Raw genomic sequence first — 19,565 nt, 5'->3', positions numbered from 1 at the left:
GAAAAATATCTGAATTTAAAACTGTGAATTAAAAAATACAGGTTTTTCACCTGTATTTTTTTCGCAGAAGAATTCATTAAAGTTACATTAACCATATTTTCAAAGATAAATTTCCAATTCGATATATTTAGGAAATTGGCCCTTTCCCATAGTTATAAAATTAAATATATTTATTCACTATCTAAGAAATGCGAGGAGAAGTATATATGGAATTTAGAAATTTCCAGGAACTTATTGCAAAAGTTCAAAAACTTGAAACAAAGAGAAAAGTTGTCGTTGTAGCTGCCCAGGATGAACATACCTTAGAAGCAGTATTCATGGCAAAAAAGCATAATATCATTAACCCCATTTTAATAGGGGATAAAGAGAAAATAGTGCAGTTAATTAAGGGGATGAAGGAAACCTTGGAACAAAGCTCTATTATTCATGCTGAGGATGATAATGTAGCGGCAATAAAAGCTGTGGAGCTGATAAATGAAGGTGGCGCAGATTTTATTATGAAGGGAAAAATTCAAACAGCAGATTTGCTAAGAGCTGTTGTGAATAAGGAAAAGGGCTTAAGAACAGGAAATGTTATGTCCCATGTGGTTATTCATGAAATTCCTAGCTATCATAAGCTTCTTGCTGTAACAGATGGGGGAATGGTGATGTACCCAACATTGGAGGAAAAAAAGCAGATAATTGAAAATGCAGTAAATACTTTTGTAGCCTTGGGTTATGAAAATCCAATGGTAGCGGTACTAGCTGCAGTAGAAACTGTAAATCCAAAAATGCCTGAAGCAGTAGATGCAGACTTACTTAAAAAAATGAACCAACAGGGTGAAATTAAGAATTGCGTAGTTGAGGGACCAATTTCCTATGATTTAACAATGAGCAAGGAATCTGCAGAAATAAAGGGTTTTAATAGTCCCGTAACTGGCAACCCAGATATTTTAATAGTTCCCAATATAACTGCTGGAAATATACTTGGTAAATCCTTAGTTTATTCTGCAGGAGCTAAGATGGCAGGGTTTATAGTTGGAGCAAAGGTACCAATTGTATTAACCTCTAGAGGCTCAACCTCAGAAGAGAAATACTTATCCCTGGTATTATCGGCATCAGCAGTAAAATAAAGTAAATGAACATAACACTAAAATATTACTTTAATCCAAAAGTAGTTGAAATAGTTTATTCATTATTATAAGAAAAGAGGAAGTTGTATGAAAAAATTACTTACAGGAAATGAAGCAATCGCCCGTGGTGCATGGGAAGCAGGAGTAAAATATGCTTCAGCTTACCCAGGGACCCCAAGTACAGAGATCCTTGAGAATACAGCATTGTATAAAGAGGATATTTTAGCAGAATGGGCACCAAATGAAAAAGTTGCAATTGAGGCAGTTATAGGTGCATCTTTTGCAGGTGCAAGAACTTTTGCCGCAATGAAACATGTTGGAGTAAATGTTGCTGCAGACCCACTATTTACTTTTGCATATACTGGGGTGAATGGTGGGATGGTGCTAATTTCAGCTGATGAGCCTGGATATCATTCATCGCAAAATGAACAGGATAATAGAAATTATGCTAAGTTTGCAAAAATACCAATGTTTGAACCATCCGATAGTCAAGAAGCGAAGGATATGATGAAGTATGGATTTCAAATAAGTGAAGAATATAATACTCCAGTTTTAATTAGAACTACAACTAGAATCTGTCATTCTAAGAGCATAGTTCAATGTAGTGACAGGGAAGAAGTAGGAATAAAAGAATATTCCAAGGACTTAAAAAGGTACCCAGTACCATCTAATGTAGGAGGTATGAGAGTTAGAGTAGAAGAAAGGATAAATCAACTTAGAGAGTTTTCTAATAGCACAGATTTAAATTACTTTGAATGGAATGATATAGAAATTGGAGTAATTGCTTCAGGAGCATGCTTCCGATATGCAAAAGAAGTATTCGGAGATACGGTATCCTATTTAAAACTTGGGTTTACAAACCCTCTTCCTAATGAGAAGATTAAAGAATTTTGTAGTAAAGTTCATAAGGTTTATGTAATAGAAGAAAATGATCCATATATTGAAGACCAAGTAAGAATATTAGGGTTTAATTGCTTTGGGAAAAATCTATTCCCTTATACAGGAGAAATGACCCCTGATGTAATAAGAAAAACAATTTATGGACAATCCTGTGGAATTATAGAATTTGATAATAGTAAAGTTGTGCCAAGACCACCTACCCTTTGTGCTGGATGCCCCCACAGAGGCTTCTTCCTTGAACTAAAAAAGAGAAAAAATCTAGTGGTATCTGGGGATATTGGTTGCTATGGTTTAGGTCATGCAGAGCCTTACAATGTAGGTGATTGGTGTATTTGTATGGGTGCAAGCTTAAGCATGGGACACGGAGCACAGCAGGTGTTCAACATGAAAGAAAACTCAAATACTAGAGTGGTATCAATGCTTGGAGACTCAACCTTTTTCCATACAGGAATAAATTCACTTTTGGATGTGGTTTACAACAGGAGTAACACAGTTAATGTGATATTAGACAATAGAATAACAGGAATGACTGGGCACCAAGAGAATCCTGGTACAGGCTATACCCTTCAAGGAAAAGAGACAACTGAAGTGAATATTGAAGCCTTGGTTAGAGCCTGCGGAATAGAAAATGTTGTGGTAATTGATCCAAATAATCTAATGGCGGTTAAAAATGCTCTTGATTGGGCTCTTAGACTTCAGGAGCCTTCAGTAATAATAACAAGATGGCCATGTGTTTTAAAGAAATTATCAGAGGAAGATAAAGAAGAATTTAAGGGTGTGTTCAGAAGAAAATGTACAGTAAACATTGAGAAATGTATAGGCTGTAGAGCTTGCATAAGAACAGGTTGTCCGGCTATTTCATTTGATAAATTAAACAAGAAATCCAGCATTAACCCAGACTCTTGCGTAGGCTGTGAAGTATGCTTGCAAGTTTGTCTAGTAAAAGCAATTAGAAAGGTGGAGGCATAAATGACAAAAAGTATTCTTTTAGTAGGTGTAGGAGGACAAGGAACCATACTAGCTAGTAAGCTTCTTACCACAGGACTTATGGAGGCAGGGTATGATGTAAAAATGAGTGAAATCCATGGTATGTCCCAAAGAGGAGGTTCTGTATCCTCTCAAGTTAGGTATGGAAAAAAAGTTGAGTCTCCTGTTATTGAAATGGGTGGGGCAGATATATTAGTTTCCTTTGAGAAGATGGAGGCTATGAGATGGCTGAAATATTTAAAACCAAATGGTAGAGTTATAGTAAATGATTTTGAGATTAATTCTATGCCTATCCTTTCAGGGAAAGCTGATTATCCATTAGAAATCATTGAAGAATTAAAAAGTAAAGTACCCACAGTGGTTATTGATGCAGCTAATCAGGCTGAGATTCTCGGCAACTCTAAAGTTATGAACGTAATATTACTAGGTGCTACTATTAAATCCATGGGACTTGAGAATATTAATTGGGAAAATATTATAAGGGAAAATGTAAAGGAAAAGTTTGTTGATTTAAATTTAAAAGCCCTAGAAGCTGGGTGCAATTTAGTTTAGCTTAAAAAAGTTCAAGAAGTATTAAAGTTAAGTACTGCAAAAAAAATGAAGTGGAATTTCTTCAGTTTATATTTCGTTTGCAGCCTAATTTTAAGGAATGTATTAAATTGAAAAAGGTGATTTTTTTTAGGAGGAATAACTAATGAGTTATAAAATATTGGCCATAAATCCAGGTTCCACTTCAACAAAGATAGCTTTATATGAAAATGAGGAAGAGGTGCTTTGCAAGACTTTGGATCATCAATCAGAGGAAATTGAGAAGTATGCCAGGGTTCAGGATCAATTTGAAATGAGAAAGGAAGTAGTGATTAGGTTTTTAAAGGAAAATCATTATTCCATAGAAGAAATATCTGCCGTAGTTGGAAGAGGTGGCATGCTTCCTCCAGTAAAATCAGGAGCCTATAGAGTTAATACAATGATGGTGGACAGGCTAAAAAATAATCCCATCACTGAGCATGCATCAAACTTAGGGGCATTAATTGCCTATGAGATAGCAAATTCTATAGGAGTAACTGCATACATCTATGATTCTGTAAGGGTAGATGAATTAAAGGATATAGCTAAAATTTCAGGTATGTCTGATATACCAAGATCTAGTACAAGTCATGTTTTAAATTCAAGAGCGATGGCAATGAAAGTTGCAAAAAAATATGGAAAGAAATATGATGAATTGAACTTTATCGTTACTCATTTAGGCGGAGGAATATCTTTAAGTGTCCATGAAAAGGGAAAAATGGTGGACATTATCGCCGATGATGAAGGACCATTTTCACCAGAAAGAGCTGGAAGAATTCCTTGTAAGGAATTAATAGACTTATGCTACTCAGGAAAGTATGACAAGAAAACAATGCATAAAAAGCTAAGAGGAGATGGTGGACTAAAGGATTATCTGGGCACTGTAGATGTTAGGGAAGTAGTAAAAGCCATTGAACATGGGGATAAAAATGCAGAGCTTATTCTTGAAGCTATGGCCTATCAGGTTTCAAAGGGAATAGGGGAGCTGGCAACGGTGGTAGAAGGGAAAGTAGATGCTATTGTAATTACAGGAGGAATTGCATACTCCAAGCTGATTACTGACTGGATTAAAAACCGTGTTCAGTTTATTGCACCTGTTGAAATAATGCCAGGTGAAAATGAAATGGAATCATTATCGCTAGGAACACTAAGAGTATTGAGAGGTGAAGAAGAAGCTAAGGAATATTATGAGATTATATAATTATAAATAAATGTGAAATTACAGGTTAAGATTAAAAGACTAATTGACACATCCACTTTATTCATAATACTTTAAGACGCCAATTGGGAAAAATCATGTGAGGAAATATAAAAAAGTAATGAATTTTAAGTAAAAACTCTTGAAATCGGAAGGAAATTAACAAAGGAAAGTTGAATAAGCGGTATAGATAAGTGCTAGATAAAAATATTGCTAAATGATTCATTAGATAGTGAAAATTATATAGCACAGACTTTAAAGGGGGATATAAAATTGAAAAAAGGTGATTTATTATGGTTACTAGCATTATTACCATGGATAGTGATTTTACTAATTCCAACTTCTCGTGAGGTGTTTATTTCTACCACAGATGCACATCCTTACATAGGAGGATTCGTTAAATTTGCAATATTAGCTACCATGGGAGATATGTTAGGAGCAAGGATTCGAAAAGGTAAGTGGGCTATACCAACAGGAGTAATGTACAAGGCAGCTATTTGGGGAATTATTGGTATGATGGTTACTCTTGTTTTCGCTGTATTTTCCACTGGCGTGGAAGCGGCACAAGGTGCTGGGAAACTTCCGTTTAAAGGAGTAACCTTAGCTCATGCGTTCTTCGTAAGTACAATGATGAACGTAACTTTTGGACCTATGATGATGGTATTTCATAGATTTACTGATATGTATATAGATACTAAGTATGAAAAAAAAGGTGGAAAGGTAGCCTTAAAAGAACTAATCGCAAAAATGGATTGGAATTCACTAGTTGAATTCACTTGGCTTAAAACATGCCCATTTTTCTGGATTCCTGCACATACAATAGTATTTTTACTACCAGGAGAATTTAGAGTTCTAGTTTCTGCATTCTTATCTATAGCTTTAGGTTTATTATTGGCCTTTGCTAAAAAAGAAAAATCAGTAAAAATAGAAGCTACGGCTTAAATATAAAAAATAATGGGTGACATAACTTTTGTTGTGGCACCCTTAACTTAGGAAAAAATAACGAAACTTTGTTTAAAATCTTGATAAATACTAAGTAACTAATGATGAACTTCCTGTAAAACTATAAAGGTTGCATTTACAAAACAGTTGAATTGGGTGATAATAAAGGTAAATTAAGTTAATTTAGGAGGATACAATGAAGGATAAGGATTTACAAACACAAGAAAAAAATGAAAATTTAAATGAAGAAGTAGTTTCTGAAACATCTGCATTAGATGTTGTAGAAGAAGTAGTAGAAAATAATGATGAAAATCTAAGTGCCCACGAGGTAACAACAAGTAGCTTAGAAGAAGAACATTCAAATACTAAAAAGGGCTCGTTTTTCCATTACTTAACAATCAACATAGTTGATGCAATAATATCTGGTGTACTTACTGTTATATTATCAGCAATACTTATTTTTGCAATGAGAGCAATTGGATATGCTGTTGTTAGTGAATCATTTATGGCATTTAATCTAATTATATTTATTATTGTATTTATTCTATATAAATCCTTTGGAGCAGCATCTAAAGCTGGTTATACATTTGGAGAAAAGATGATAAAATAAAAACTACAATCATATAAATAACTTTTAAAAGCATAACTCAGCAAGGAGTTATGCTTTTTCTGCTTCCTTTTGTTGGGATTTCTCCACGATAATATTTAAGCACATTTTAGAAAGATAATTTTTCAACTTTTATAAGTGATTAAACAAGTTTAAAGTAGAAGTGTTGCGCTAAAAATTAAACTTTGGTGTAACAAAGTTCTTTTCTTTACAAAGGCCACTTTGTTTGGCGAACCCACCCTTCCAAAGCCACTCACCAAAATGAACTTATTCATTATTTAAAGTATAAAAGTAAAGGTGCTTCCCACTAAACATTTATTACTGTAAATGATTTAGGGTGGCACCTATAATTCACTAAGATTTACCTTTAAACTCAGTATTACATTTTTTGCAGGTAATAGTAACTTTCCCTTTTTTTCTAGGAACTCTAAGCTTTTGAGAACAGTTTGGACACTTAAATATTTTATAGCTTCTAAAATCTGAAATAGATCGTTTGATTTTATAGTATTTTTGTCTTATTAGAAGAAGAAAGTTTTCGAAGACTACTAGTTCTTGATGTCTTTTATACTTATTTTTTGAAATGCTTCTCCATGCTCCATAAATAACTAGTGTGTAACCAAATATAGATGTATATCTCCCTGCAGTAAGTATAATTCCTAAAAGAATAACATATTTAGAAAACCTATCTAGGCCATAGGAATCTCTGAAATAATAAGTAATTTTGTTTAAATAATTTTTAAAGTTCAAGTAAATATTCCTCCAATTCAGTTAAACTGAAATAATTTATTTCTAATTATACTCTTTATATGTGGGTTAGGAAATAGGTTACGGTGCTACAATGCAAATAATTTTAGTTTTCCTTCATAATAAAAAAAGTATTTCAATTAGTTTTTGATAAATCTAAAGTTAGAGTTAGAAGGTAAACTTAAATAAAAAAACTTCTGGCAATATGGCTATCTTGACATTACCTGAAGTCTCTTCTATATAATATTATGTTTAATAGCTAACCTACATGCCATCTACCGCCAATTCCTTTATCCAAAGGAGTTTTCTAAGAAATATATGCAACTCATTATTTTTAATTTCTGTGTTTTTATTTATAAATACGCTTATAGCATCAACCATATACATATTATAATTATCTGTTTTCGTAGGTCTACCCAACTGAACTGTTGCCGTGGGAGCTGAACATCAGCCAGAACCTAAAGATTTTATTAAAAGTGTTACTGAACTATCTTTAGAGCGTTTTCTAATAAAATTAGTAGCATCTTTTTCAATAATAATATTCATATACCTACCTCCTAAGTTTACATCACTCATTGTTACACTTTTATAATAGCACTTTATTTTCTACATCATAACATAATTTTAGCCAAGTATAACGTCTTTCTTTTATGATAACAACCTCAAAAACAGAAAAAGAGTAGATGCTTTGGGGTGCATCTACTCAAAACCATGAAGGGGACAATGTTATTTAAGCATTTATCACTTTGGGGTATCTTGTAATTACTATTATACAATAATGATTATTAATTGCAAGCAAAAATAAGAAAATAATTTAAAATTTAGAATTTATTCATAAAATCTTAATTCCATAATCTTCATCTTATCAATTTTAGTACTTCGTTATAATATTCATCTTTATTAGTGTATCGCTGATCTGTTGATAATTTCAGAATATGTCCTTCTCCTCTTTTTAGGTTATTTATAGCTTTATTGGGGTCCTTTTTTATGATTACATGTGGAGTTATCACTATTTTGCGAAGAACGGTTATTGGAAGATTAGAATTTGGGAGAAGTGTTGAAGTGATTACTTTTTTCATTTAATTCATATCTATCATTACGGTACCCTAGGTGAATCTTCTAAAAAGGTGAGATATTTTAGTGAAGAATTCTACATCTGACGAAGTTTTAGAAATAGAAGTAACTATATTTTTTCTTTCGTTAAGAAGGTTTTGTCCAGTATCGGTTTTTGTTTCTTCAAAGTAGAGATACGTATTTTCTAAAAAATACATTAAATACTCTACATCTCTTTTCTTTTCATCATAAGAAAGTCCTTCCTTGGGTGAATACTTATTATCTTGAGAAGTGTATATACCTAAAAGTAGCAGCACTAATAGAAGTCCAGTACCCAAAATAACTTTTAATTTCTTGTTATTCATTAACTAAAACACCTTACTCTCTTAATAAAATGCTTAGATTTAAAAACATATACAAAACATTGTATATGTTTTTAATTTTGTAAATAGAACTGTTCTACAAGAAGAAATGCCAAATTTCGTAGATAGTTAATTGCATAGTGAATCCTCAAGATCTCTTTCCTATCCTGAGGGAGATTAGTTAATGCATTCACCAAAAGAAACACTATTAATAATCAAATAATTAACGTTAGTAAAACCCCTATACTGAAATTAACTATATAAAAAAGTTACAAAAAGTTTCAGAAAGTTAAACACGAAAATTAGTACATAATTCACATGGTGTTTAAGCAAGCGCAAGGTTTCACAGTTGCGCCTAATAACATCAAAACAATTCAGATAAATGAAATATATAGTAAAGTAAAATTCATAAAGGGGCTACGTTAATTTGTTTGAGAATATGAATAAAAGGTAAATTGTTAATAAAATAACAATGAAAACCCTTGTAAAGCTTAGCAATGGTAAGGTGTGTAGTTCAATAAATTTTCATAAAAACTCTAATATAATCATATATTTAAATAAAAATTGAAAAAAAAGAATTTGATTAAGAAATAAATTGCAAAAATGTATTGAATAATGTCAAATAATAATGTAATATGTAAATATAGAATTCAAGTTAACAAAATATTAAGAAAACATTTACAACTAAGGGGGAAAAACAATGGATATATTAAAACTGTCAAGTAGTTTGGACGGCTTCTTTTGGGGACCAATAATGATTTATCTATGTCTTGGTGCTGGTATTTATTTTTCAATTAGAATGAAATTTCCACAAGTAAGATTAATAAAAGACATGGTTCAACAGTTATTTGGGGGTAAGAGCTCAGAAACTGGAGTATCTTCTTTCCAAGGTTTCGCAATGGCATTAGGTGGACGTGTTGGTACTGGTAATATCACTGGTGTTGCAAGTGCAATTTTCTTTGGTGGTCCTGGTGCAGTATTTTGGATGTGGGCAATCGCTTTCTTAGGTGCAGGTTCAGCTTTCATCGAGTCATCCTTAGCTCAGGTTTGGAAGGAAGAGGTTCATGGTGAATATCGTGGAGGTCCTGCATATTATATAGAAAGAGGTTTAAAGAGCAAATTCTTCGGTAAGGCATTTGCTATAATCGCACTTCTTTCCTGTGGAGTATTGCTTCCAGGGATACAATCTAACTCCTTCGTTGTAGCTGCTAGTTCGGTTTTCCCTGTATCAAAACTAGTTTGGGGTATAATTTATACAGTATTAACTGTAGCAGTAATTTTTGGTGGCGGTAAGAGAATTGCAAAAGCTGCTGAATTTATAGTTCCATTTATGGCAATAGCGTACATTCTGTTAGCACTAGTAATTCTTGGTGTGAATTTTACAAGAATCGATGATGTATTTGGTATGATATTTAGTTCAGCATTCGGTGCAAATGCAATGTTCGGTGGTATTTTTGGTAGTGCAGTAGCATGGGGAGTTAAAAGAGGAATATTCTCAAATGAAGCTGGACAAGGTACTGGAGCTCAAGCTGCAGGTGCTGCTGAAGTTTCTCACCCAGCTAAACAAGGTCTTGTACAAGCTTTCTCAGTATATGTTGACACATTGTTCGTATGTACTGCAACAGCAATAATGATTTTAGCAACAGGTTCTTACAACGTTGTAGCTGCTAATGGTGGGTTTATAACTGAATTAATCCCTGGAATAGACAAAGGTAACTTTACACAAACAGCTGTAAGTTCATTTATTCCTGGTTTCGGTGGAACTTTCGTTGCAATAGCATTATTCTTCTTCACAATTACAACTGTTTTTGCATATGCCTTCTACACAGACTCTAACATAGGATATTTATTTAAGGACAGCAAAAATACTAAGGCTTATAAATTAACTCTTAACCTCTTCAGAGCAATACTAGCAGCTGGTGTATTTGTAGGCTGTATAGCACAAGCAGACGTAATGTGGAACTTTGGTTCAGCAGGAGTTGGAGCAATGGCTTGGTTCAATGTAATTGCAATCCTATTACTTGCAAAACCAGGTATAGCTACACTTAAAGATTATGAAGCACAAAAGAAACTTGGCCTTGATCCTATATTTATACCATCAAAATTAGGTATTAAGGGAGCAGAATTATGGGATAAGATAATTCCAAAGACTTATGGAAAACAACTTGAGGCTTATAATAAAGTAATGAAAAATGGCAAAAAAGATAAAGTTTCCTAGTATTAGTAATTGAATATGAAATAAAACATTGAAAGCTTTGTAAACTGAACCACATTAAGTAGAATTATTTAATAAGTGTTTTTCTAAGCCGCACACCTAAATTAAAATGGTGTGCGGCTATTTAATTTTTCTTAAGATTATTAATTGTTATAAAGAATATCAAGGGATATTGAGAAAGTAAAGCATCTCTAAATCCATGAATTAATTAGCAAAATTAGATTTTTTGTATAGAAATAAGTTAATTTAATAAACACTGATATAGAAATGATAAAACTATAGAAAGTGCAAAGTTTAAGCATATTTACGTAATATTTCTAGTATAATATTTTATGAATTACTTAGGAGTGATAAGTGTGATATGGATTCAATCTACTGAGGGAGGCTTGTTTTACGCAGGAAGAATACTAAAAACAAAACAAATTGTTCAAGGGAAAGAAACTGGTAAAATTGAAATAGTAAACTATGTTTTAACCCCAAGAAGTGAAATAGGAATAGAAGAATATGGTATTTTAGGAGTATATAATCCTGAAAGAGCAGATATGATTTTGAATGATATTAAAGTTGCCATGGAAGAAGGTAAGGTTATATTTGAAATGCCGCAGGAATAGGGAATAGCCTTATGATTAGTTGATTTATTAAACGTTCTAGGGCGCTTTAATGATTTTATATAATAGTAAAGCAAAATATAGTAGAGGTGATAGAAATGATGACTCCAGAATCAAGAAGATTACTGAGGATAAATTTTCTAATAGAAATCTATAATTACTACTTTGAAAATAATGAGCAAGGATATTATTTTGTTAAAGATAAAGATAAAGATGAAGATAGAATAGATAGAGATAAAACATTAAATGAAAAAAACATGGCAATTTCTTATTTGAAAGATAAGAATTATATTGTTGTTGAAGAAGTTGAGCAAGGTTATAAGTTAACTATAACCCCAGAAGGAATTGATATTGTAGAAAGTTTCAATAAACATTTTTATTAGGAGTATCTTAATAGGTACTCTTTTTTTATTGTAGTTTTTCTACTGTATAAAAAATTACTGCATTCAAAATAATTTTCAAAAATCTATTATAAAAATGGAAATAGTGGTATATAATATACAAGAACACATGTTCTTGTGGCGAAATTTTATGATTTGAAAGAGGATGATGGTAAATGAGTACATTGATTTTTCATATAGATGTAAATAATGCATACCTATCCTGGGAGGCAACTTATAGGCTTCAACAAGGTGAAGAATTAGATCTTAGAATAATTCCCTGTGTTGTTGGGGGAAACGAAGAAAGTAGACATGGTATAGTCTTAGCTAAATCAACACCAGCTAAGGCATTTAATATTAAAACTGGTGAAACTTTGCATAATGCTAGGATGAAATGTCCTGAACTAAAATCAGTGCCACCGAGATATTGGCTTTATGTGAAATCTAGCGCATTAATGCATGAAATATTACAAGAATACACTCCGCGAATTCAAAGATTTTCAGTAGATGAAAGCTTTCTAGACTTTTCAAATATGGAAAACTTATATCCTGACTACATGGAGCTCGCTGAAACTATAAGAGAAAGAATTAAGGGTGAATTAGGTTTCACTGTGAATATAGGAATATCAAATAATAAACTTTTAGCTAAAGTGGCCTCAGATTTTAAGAAGCCTGATAGAATTCACACCTTATTTCCACATGAGATAAAAGAAAAGATGTGGCCCTTGCCAGTAGAAGATTTATTTATGGTAGGCAGAGCTACAGCGCCTAAACTACATAAGTTAAACATTAATACTATAGGTGACCTTGCAAACTATGATTTAGAAGTTTTAAGAAATAAACTAAAAAGTCAGGGTCAATTAATTTGGAACTATGCTAATGGCATAGATAATTCGGAGGTTAGAAAGAGCAATCATATTGATATGAAAGGTATTGGAAACAGCACTACCATAGCTTTTGATGTAGAGGATAAAGAAACTGCGCATAAGGTGTTACTATCTTTATGCGAAACAGTTGGAATGAGATTAAGAGATTCAGGTAACTGTTGCACTGTGGTTGCTATATCAATAAGAGGTTCGGACCTAATTTCCTATTCTCGGCAAAAAAAACTAAGCACAGCTACAGACTCCACAAGAAAAATATATGAAGTAGCCTGCTATTTATTTGATAACCTTTGGAAAGGTAATTCAATAAGGCATCTTGGGATTCGTATAACGGATTTTTGTAATAATGATTTTCATCAATACACTATGCTAGACACTTTTAATTATGATAAAGATACAAAACTAAACAAAGCAGTAGACGAAATAAGGTTAAAGTATGGAAACACTGCTGTTTTTAAATCATGCTTTTTGCAATCAGGGCTACATTCTATGTGTGGTGGCATAGGGGAAGAAGATTATCCACTTATGAGTTCAATGCTTTAACACAAGATTTATATTATAAGAGTTTAGTATTTTCAAAAGAAGGAATGCTATTAGGATCATTTATCATAGATTCTAATATTATAAGTATCTGCACACTTTTCTGTCTTTTGCTAGGATAATATAAAGGACTGTCCATAAAATGCCTCCTTTAATATTACAAATACTCTATGTTTACCCAATTTAGTAAATAGTATATAACTAAAGGGTTAGAAATTATTAAGGAGAATCATTTCTAACCTTTTCATCCACAAGTAAGTTGGTAAAGGGCTTCATTTAGAAATTTTTTTCGAATAAGATTAAAATTATCACGAAAGGTAAATTTATAATTTGGTCTTGGACTATGGCCTGAGATTGAAGGAGTTGCGATCTAATTTTTATTTTTCTTATCGTCATCTTTTTTATCACAACAATTTGGAACATCATCAAAGTTAGGTATTAAAATAGCGCCATAACTATAAGATAATGCAATTGTAGCGGCTTTTTTTAGTCTAGGTTCAACTTCATCTATGCCCCTAGCCCTTATAAAAATAATAAATACATCCTGATTATCTGTAGTTCTTACAGTTATAAAGCCCCTATCATTTAAATAGTATAAAGCTGCAATTATTGCACATTTATCTTCGGGACAAATTCTATATTCCTGTCTTTCTATTTGCCTATAGTCGCAAATCTGAAAGAAATATTCATATAGTTCCAAAAGTATCTGAAGTCTGATTAGTTCATTTTTTATAGGAAACATAAGTTGTACCGCCTATTTTTGATTTAGCCATTGATTAAAAGTTAGTTTTGACCATTCACCAATTGGTTCAGGAGCATCTCCTGGAGCTAAATACACGTCAAAAACTAAAGGAGGAAGTGGGGGAAGTGGACGTCGGATATCTAAAGGAGCTTCAATGAAATCTAAGCCACCTATCACAGGGCCATTAGTACTCCAGGCAACAATTCGCCCATCTCTGTCTAGTAAATTTGTACCTTTTAGCTCTCCAATCCAAACTTGCGTCTTAACTGCCCAAATATAATCATTAAAAATATAAGCAACCCATCTTAAATTTTTATCAAAAACATTACTTCTATCAACAAGCCATCCTACAAAATTACCATTCTTATCAAATAAAGGATCTAATATTTCTGCCACTTTTATTCCTCCCTTTAAATTTGCATTTTATATATTAATAAAGAATTTTATTTACACTTAAAATGTATTAAATAAATTAGAAATGCATTTTTAAGTTGACTCAATGTTAGAAGGATTAATAACTGGTATTAGTAAATCACCCAAAAGAGTTGATACTACTAGTTGTCCTGACTGGACTATATAATCTTCAGCTTCATCAATTCCTTGAACTGTGATATAGGAAGATACTGTACCATCTTTTTCAATATTAAAGAAAATCCATCTTCTACCAAGGAGATAATAAAGGGCTGCAATTACCTCAATTCTTAAGTCGTCAGGAACTATATAGTCAATGTTTATACAAATCTCATAGCCATAGGTGAAAAAATCTCTGTATAACTGAAATAGTAAAGAGTATCTGAGTATTCTACGTTTTTCAACAGCAATTAAATCCATGTTAACCTCTATCAATATAATGTTTGTATATTATATGATTTAATATTATTTTTTTAGAAGCAATATTAAAGATAAACTTCCAGTTTCGTTTTTATATAGGGTTCCATGATGAAACTTTAACTTATATTGAATAATTACAACTCTTCTCCAAAAATTAAATGTACGGAGAAAGGAGTTTTAATTATGGGAAGAAAGTCGTTTGAGATAACATCATTGCACGGATATTCAATTAAGGAGTTAGTTTATTTTAAAAATACTACTAACTCTAACTATTCTAGAGTAGTTCTAACTGTTGTTACTATGAGATATCAAGGTCATTGCAACAATGATATCATTGAAGCCACAAATTTGAGTAAACCTCCTATCGTTAGACATATTAAAGAGTGGAAAGCTCTCGGTATGAATGTCGCAGTAGACAACCGTGGCGGTTCCGAAAGGAAACTTGAGCCTGAAATGATTGATCATCTTGTCTATACAGCTACAAATAAATCACAAATAGAGTGTGGGTTTACTCGCCACACTTGGACTTGTGGGTTACTATCTCTATATATTGAAATGACGTATGGAATAAAAATTTCTGTTGAAACCGTTAGAGTATTGCTAAATTCTAATGGTTTATCCTATAAAAGAGCTCAATTAAGACCCACAAAAGCTGATAAAATGGAGTAAGAAACTTTTAAAAAAATGTTAGAAACACTCCATACTTTAGAATCTTCATCTGCTACAACAGTTTATGCACTAGATGAAACAGGAATTAGTGTTGAGTCTAGCAATTATTTATCTTGGAGCCCTATTCTTGAGAATGGTAGGGTAGAGGCCTGTGGAGATATACAGGATATTTTTCTTAAATAGCCTCCAACTTTAGAAAATTTGATTGGTAAGAAAACTATTCCTGAAAGTAGTGATGAAGTCACTATAAGAATAGTGTTTGTAAGCAAAGAAAAACAACAGACTATTCTTACTAGGATGGCAAGAGAACTTGATATCGATTTTTCCATCATCGATGGTGAAATGAACATATACAAAAGTGGTATTATGGGGACCATTCATATTATGGAAATCTATTGATGAATTCCCAAATGGAGCAGTTATTGGCGTTTCAAACGACAAAAGTAATCTGGGAATTGCTTTGAAAATGCTTCAGAAAGTAGGGTTTATTACTCTAGGTGAAAAGACAGGTAATTTCTATACTGAGGTTGATATAGTGAAAAATCCAAAGAATATTAAGCTTGTAATGTCAGAAACAATAAATGTTGCAAAGAGTATTGACGATGCTGATGCAGTTATATCTTTCGCATTCTATGCAGTTCGTGCGGGAGGCGTAGATGCAGGTGATTTCTTGGCAGAAAATGATACAGATAAAGAAGAATGTCCTGTAGGTATAGTAGTTAGAGAGGAAGATAAAGATACTGAATGGGCAAAATACATAGCAGAGAATCTTGTTAAAGATAAATGGACTCAAAAGGTGGATGAGTCTTATCCACCAGGCTGCTATCCATACTACAAATAAGCAAAATGAAAAAGGAAACAAGTATGCAGAACTTCCCAAAAAACTTGTGGATGCCTTAGAAATTAAAAGGAATATAGTAGGTGTAAAATTTTTACCTGATAAACAAACATTTGATGCAGCTTATGGTAAACATCCATACAATCAAATGCCATATTGCGTAATAGTAAAAGTGGCCATGGCGAAAGTTGCCCTTAAAGTTACAATTGATAATCTTTCCTGCAGAGGTGCAAGAAATGTATTGGGGCTATATCATAATGCATAAAAATGCAATGTGAGGAGTCCCTTGTCTATTTTATCATAAAATTTTATTTCAAATAATAAAAGAAGGATAGTCAATGATGATTATGAAAAAAATAGATAACTTACGCGATATTAAAAGAATGGTTAAACAAAGAATTGTAGACTTAATAAATATAGATGAGTTTAATTAAACCTAAAGGATGTGCAAAGGTGTACATCTTTTTATTATGGAGAAAAGAAATATGAGCAACAAAAATAAAAATCGTAGTGTTTAAGAGCAAATGTGTAGGCCTCAATGATAAAAACGTAACTTACTCATTTCCAAAAGTCCTAAAGTAACCAAAGTGGTTAATGTATAATAGCTGTCTTAAATTGGGTTTCCTATATTGCAAGCTATGCATTAAAACAAACCATATTAGACAAGTTTTTGAGCTGCATCACAAGGCTTTCTCAAATTTTAGTAATCTGCAGCAGAACAGCTTGTTTAAAATTTCATTTTTCAGAATATGAAAGTATTTTTAGTGTTGCCTGAAATGAAGTGAAACGAAATGAAAGTGTATATATACTTTCATTTGACATGAATGTATTGGTTTTAAGGAGCTTCTTATAAATAAAGTTTTAAAGAATAATATGATTCAAATTTGTTTGTAATTAATTATTATAAGGATTAAGTTTTCTATTATTCAGTTAATTTATGGTAAGATGTAATTAAGAGGAAATAAATACTTGTAAATTAATACGTAGCAAAGATAATCTATTTTTGTATGGAGGAGATTTCACGATGACTGATTATGACAAGAATAATGAGAATGAAAATAAAACTGTAAATAAATCATCAAGAAAGGGTGCTTACATCGGTGTTGGTATCGCTTTAGGTGCTGCAATGGGATCAGTATTTAACAATTTAGCTATTGGCGTTGCTTTAGGGATTGCTATTGGGGCAGCAATAGGCGGGACTAATGCGAGCAAAAATAAGAAAGAACAGTAAAATAATGAGTAAAACCTGTTCTATAGTTACTTTACAATCATCTAAAAAGTGTCATTTATCCCAAATCCATGATGAATGGTAATCATTATAAAATACGTCCTAAATAATTACCTGTACAAATAAAAATCATGAAGAATTAAGCCTTGCTGATTTTAAAAATTGGACAAGGCTTAAATTATACTTTATTACTGTAAAAGAATAGCCTAGTAATTTTATTTGTTTTAAAGAAATTGATACATTTTATAAATGTGGGAACTTAAAGTTCAAGAAATAAGGAATTACAAAAAAGGTAGTGTGGTTTTTTATGAAGCTGTTTTAGAAGATGCTGGTGGGTTGACATTAATAAATGAAAAACTGAAATAAAGTATATACTTCAAAGACTGTTTGTTATTGTTTCTAATAATAAGTACCTAAACAGTATTCATACAAAGGAGCATTATTGATATATTATATAATTTAAAATCAACTAATCTGTAGGCAATTTCTAGCTAAAACTTTCACTGCGTTCAAGTATTAGCTAGAAGTTGTCTTTTAAATTTCTTATTGCTAATAATTCTGAGTTTAAGTTATAAATTTGTCGGAAATACATGGTAAAATATAATTAATAGAATAGTATGTGAAATTCAATGAAAGTCATAGTAGTAAAATATGGGGAACTAAATAAGAGGAAATATTAAAATAATTTTATATATAATCAGTATTAGTAAAATAAAATTAAAGGGGAAATAAAATGGGTGATAAAAAAATAGTTATTCTATTTCCAGAAGCAAATTATAGTACAGATTGTCCATTATTATATTATTCAGGTTTTAAATTTGAAGTTAGGGGATATGAAAAAATAGCTATTAGCTATGAAAATTTACTCAAGCAAGACAAGTCATTGGAAGATTGCATAAAAGATATAAAGAATTTGGCATTAACACAACTACAAAACTTTGATTTATCAAAATATGATGATATAGTGTTTATTTCTAAAAGTTTAGGAATAATAGTTGCTGGGTGGGTTGAGGAAAAATTGCGTATTAAAGCAAGACATATATATTTAACACCTATAAGGGAAACATTACCTTATATTCAACATGAAAAAAATATTATAACTGTAGTTGCAGGTACAAAAGATAAACAATTGAGTGCAGATATTCTTAAAGAGCATTGTATAAAAGAAAGTATCTATTTAAGACAAATATGGAGTAGGGCACAGATTAGAATTATGGGGAGATATGGATAAAAATATACAAATATTAAAGGAAGTATTAGATATATATTAAAATATTTTAAAGGTGTGTATAAACAATAGTTAGATGCCTAATATAGCCTTGTAAAATAGTGCAAATTAAAGGGGTGAGTTTAATGAGGTATATTTCATCATTAAATAATGAATTAAAGATAAAAATATTAGATTTTCTCTATGAAGATGAATTGTTTAATGTGTTTCTAATTCATTTTATAGAGAATCAAGCTGAAGATATAGGTGAATTATATCTTGAAGAGTCAAACGGTAGTATTAATAATATTCTTCATATAAAGTTTGATGGTAATTCTTATTTTACGAATTTCTATACTAAAAGTGAAACTGATTATAGTGATATTGCAGAACAACTTAAAATATTAAACTATAAAAGAGTTCTATTGGCAGGTAAAAAGAAAGATATATCTAAAATATTATCCTGTGTTGGTAAAGAAGTGACATCTGCTTCAGATATATATTATAAATTCGATGTAAATAAAGACTTTAAACAAATCATACATCCAGATATTACATTTAGAATAACTAATTGTGGACAAAATGATATGAGTAAAATTAGCGAATTTATGATTGGTTTTTTTGAACCTACAAATGAACAAGAGGTTGCAGATATAACTGATAAAAATAAGTTGCTTGAAGACATAAAAACAGGAATCTATTTTATTGAGTACAAAGGACAACCAATTGGTATGGCCCGATATAGTGGAAAAACTAAAAATTATATTGATATCACAACTGTGTATATTGATCCCAATTATAGAGGAAGAGGCTTTGGTAAAAAGTTAATGTATTGTATGGTAGAGAATATTATTTCCGATAATAAGATACCCATAACACAAACTTCATCACTAAATCTTATTGCAAGAAAGGCTTACGAGTCCATGGGATTTGTCAAGCAAGATGACTATT

24 protein-coding genes and 1 pseudogene are annotated in these 19,565 nt (G+C 31.6%); 17 read left to right on the top strand and 8 right to left on the bottom strand.

Annotated features, from left to right (window positions below):
• The first annotated feature begins 206 nt into the window (after window positions 1-206).
• The 6 genes from RR409_RS08715 (at window position 207) to RR409_RS08690 (ending at window position 6,316) form a co-directional block, all read left to right on the top strand.
• Complete coding sequence (locus tag RR409_RS08715; RefSeq protein ID WP_332557356.1) at window positions 207-1,112, top strand: bifunctional enoyl-CoA hydratase/phosphate acetyltransferase; 906 nt, start codon at window positions 207-209, stop codon at window positions 1,110-1,112.
• Window positions 1,113-1,199: 87 nt separating this feature from the next.
• Entirely contained in the window at window positions 1,200-2,981 is a 1,782-nt protein-coding gene (iorA, locus tag RR409_RS08710) for an indolepyruvate ferredoxin oxidoreductase subunit alpha (RefSeq protein ID WP_332557355.1), read from the top strand.
• Window positions 2,982-3,551 carry an indolepyruvate oxidoreductase subunit beta gene (locus tag RR409_RS08705; protein ID WP_332557354.1) on the top strand — a complete coding sequence of 190 codons (570 nt, stop codon included), beginning with the start codon at window positions 2,982-2,984 and terminating at the stop codon, window positions 3,549-3,551.
• Window positions 3,552-3,693: 142 nt separating this feature from the next.
• Window positions 3,694-4,767, top strand: coding sequence for a butyrate kinase (gene buk, locus RR409_RS08700; RefSeq protein WP_332557353.1), 1,074 nt, complete (start codon window positions 3,694-3,696; stop codon window positions 4,765-4,767).
• 270 nt (window positions 4,768-5,037) lie between these two features.
• Window positions 5,038-5,706, top strand: coding sequence for a hypothetical protein (locus tag RR409_RS08695; protein WP_332557352.1), 669 nt, complete (start codon window positions 5,038-5,040; stop codon window positions 5,704-5,706).
• Between the two features lie 196 nt (window positions 5,707-5,902).
• Entirely contained in the window at window positions 5,903-6,316 is a 414-nt protein-coding gene (locus RR409_RS08690; protein ID WP_332557351.1) for a hypothetical protein, read from the top strand.
• Between the two features lie 351 nt (window positions 6,317-6,667).
• Here the strand turns inward: RR409_RS08690 and RR409_RS08685 are convergent, their stop codons facing one another.
• The 4 genes and pseudogenes from RR409_RS08685 to RR409_RS08670 form a co-directional block, all read right to left on the bottom strand.
• The gene (locus RR409_RS08685) at window positions 6,668-7,060 is read right to left on the bottom strand and encodes a hypothetical protein (protein ID WP_332557350.1); all 393 of its coding nucleotides are present in this window, start codon (window positions 7,058-7,060) and stop codon (window positions 6,668-6,670) included.
• Between the two features lie 261 nt (window positions 7,061-7,321).
• A pseudogene (locus RR409_RS08680) lies at window positions 7,322-7,489 on the bottom strand (CC/Se motif family (seleno)protein); the annotation flags it as partial.
• A 425-nt stretch (window positions 7,490-7,914) separates the two neighbouring features.
• The gene (locus RR409_RS08675) at window positions 7,915-8,136 is read right to left on the bottom strand and encodes a hypothetical protein (RefSeq protein WP_332557349.1); all 222 of its coding nucleotides are present in this window, start codon (window positions 8,134-8,136) and stop codon (window positions 7,915-7,917) included.
• 27 nt (window positions 8,137-8,163) lie between these two features.
• On the bottom strand, window positions 8,164-8,475 hold the full coding sequence (locus tag RR409_RS08670; RefSeq protein WP_332557348.1) for a hypothetical protein: 312 nt from the start codon (window positions 8,473-8,475) through the stop codon (window positions 8,164-8,166).
• Window positions 8,476-9,172: 697 nt separating this feature from the next.
• Here RR409_RS08670 and RR409_RS08665 point away from each other — a divergent pair.
• The 4 genes from RR409_RS08665 to RR409_RS08650 all read left to right on the top strand — a co-directional run bounded on the left by RR409_RS08665 (window position 9,173) and on the right by RR409_RS08650 (window position 13,102).
• Window positions 9,173-10,690, top strand: coding sequence for an alanine/glycine:cation symporter family protein (locus tag RR409_RS08665; RefSeq protein WP_332557347.1), 1,518 nt, complete (start codon window positions 9,173-9,175; stop codon window positions 10,688-10,690).
• A 353-nt stretch (window positions 10,691-11,043) separates the two neighbouring features.
• Entirely contained in the window at window positions 11,044-11,298 is a 255-nt protein-coding gene (locus RR409_RS08660; protein ID WP_332557346.1) for a hypothetical protein, read from the top strand.
• Window positions 11,299-11,393: 95 nt separating this feature from the next.
• Entirely contained in the window at window positions 11,394-11,678 is a 285-nt protein-coding gene (locus RR409_RS08655) for a hypothetical protein (protein WP_332557345.1), read from the top strand.
• Window positions 11,679-11,851: 173 nt separating this feature from the next.
• The gene (locus RR409_RS08650; protein ID WP_332557344.1) at window positions 11,852-13,102 is read left to right on the top strand and encodes a DNA polymerase IV; all 1,251 of its coding nucleotides are present in this window, start codon (window positions 11,852-11,854) and stop codon (window positions 13,100-13,102) included.
• Between the two features lie 13 nt (window positions 13,103-13,115).
• Here RR409_RS08650 and RR409_RS08645 read toward each other — a convergent pair whose 3' ends face one another.
• From RR409_RS08645 to RR409_RS08630, 4 genes are all read right to left on the bottom strand, one after another.
• On the bottom strand, window positions 13,116-13,238 hold the full coding sequence (locus tag RR409_RS08645) for a hypothetical protein (protein ID WP_332557343.1): 123 nt from the start codon (window positions 13,236-13,238) through the stop codon (window positions 13,116-13,118).
• A gap of 231 nt (window positions 13,239-13,469) precedes the next feature.
• Window positions 13,470-13,841, bottom strand: coding sequence for a hypothetical protein (locus RR409_RS08640; protein WP_332557342.1), 372 nt, complete (start codon window positions 13,839-13,841; stop codon window positions 13,470-13,472).
• Window positions 13,842-13,853: 12 nt separating this feature from the next.
• Window positions 13,854-14,237: a 4-fold beta flower protein gene (locus RR409_RS08635; RefSeq protein WP_332557341.1), complete on the bottom strand. Its 384-nt coding sequence runs from the start codon at window positions 14,235-14,237 to the stop codon at window positions 13,854-13,856.
• A gap of 90 nt (window positions 14,238-14,327) precedes the next feature.
• Window positions 14,328-14,672, bottom strand: a complete 345-nt coding sequence (locus RR409_RS08630) for a hypothetical protein (protein ID WP_332557340.1) — start codon at window positions 14,670-14,672, stop codon at window positions 14,328-14,330.
• A 183-nt stretch (window positions 14,673-14,855) separates the two neighbouring features.
• Between RR409_RS08630 and RR409_RS08625 the strand changes: the two genes are divergently transcribed.
• The 7 genes from RR409_RS08625 to RR409_RS08595 form a co-directional block, all read left to right on the top strand.
• Window positions 14,856-15,341 (top strand): winged helix-turn-helix domain-containing protein, encoded by a 486-nt coding sequence (locus tag RR409_RS08625; protein WP_332557339.1) that lies wholly within the window; start codon window positions 14,856-14,858, stop codon window positions 15,339-15,341.
• A 15-nt stretch (window positions 15,342-15,356) separates the two neighbouring features.
• Window positions 15,357-15,524: a hypothetical protein gene (locus RR409_RS08620; RefSeq protein ID WP_332557338.1), complete on the top strand. Its 168-nt coding sequence runs from the start codon at window positions 15,357-15,359 to the stop codon at window positions 15,522-15,524.
• Window positions 15,525-15,699: 175 nt separating this feature from the next.
• Entirely contained in the window at window positions 15,700-16,182 is a 483-nt protein-coding gene (locus RR409_RS08615) for a MetQ/NlpA family ABC transporter substrate-binding protein (RefSeq protein WP_332557337.1), read from the top strand.
• Window positions 16,142-16,444 carry a DUF169 domain-containing protein gene (locus RR409_RS08610; protein ID WP_332557336.1) on the top strand — a complete coding sequence of 101 codons (303 nt, stop codon included), beginning with the start codon at window positions 16,142-16,144 and terminating at the stop codon, window positions 16,442-16,444. The genes RR409_RS08615 and RR409_RS08610 overlap by 41 nt, the downstream gene beginning before the upstream one ends.
• A 759-nt stretch (window positions 16,445-17,203) precedes the next feature.
• Window positions 17,204-17,410: a hypothetical protein gene (locus RR409_RS08605; protein WP_332557335.1), complete on the top strand. Its 207-nt coding sequence runs from the start codon at window positions 17,204-17,206 to the stop codon at window positions 17,408-17,410.
• 730 nt (window positions 17,411-18,140) lie between these two features.
• On the top strand, window positions 18,141-18,638 hold the full coding sequence (locus RR409_RS08600) for a hypothetical protein (protein ID WP_332557334.1): 498 nt from the start codon (window positions 18,141-18,143) through the stop codon (window positions 18,636-18,638).
• Between the two features lie 122 nt (window positions 18,639-18,760).
• Window positions 18,761-19,565: GNAT family N-acetyltransferase (locus RR409_RS08595; protein WP_332557333.1), on the top strand; the 805-nt coding region annotated here is incomplete at its 3' end.

Source organism: Clostridium sp., assembly GCF_036642255.1.
GTDB lineage: Bacteria > Bacillota > Clostridia > Clostridiales > Clostridiaceae > Clostridium_J.
This window is presented reverse-complemented; position numbering and strand designations above follow the sequence as displayed.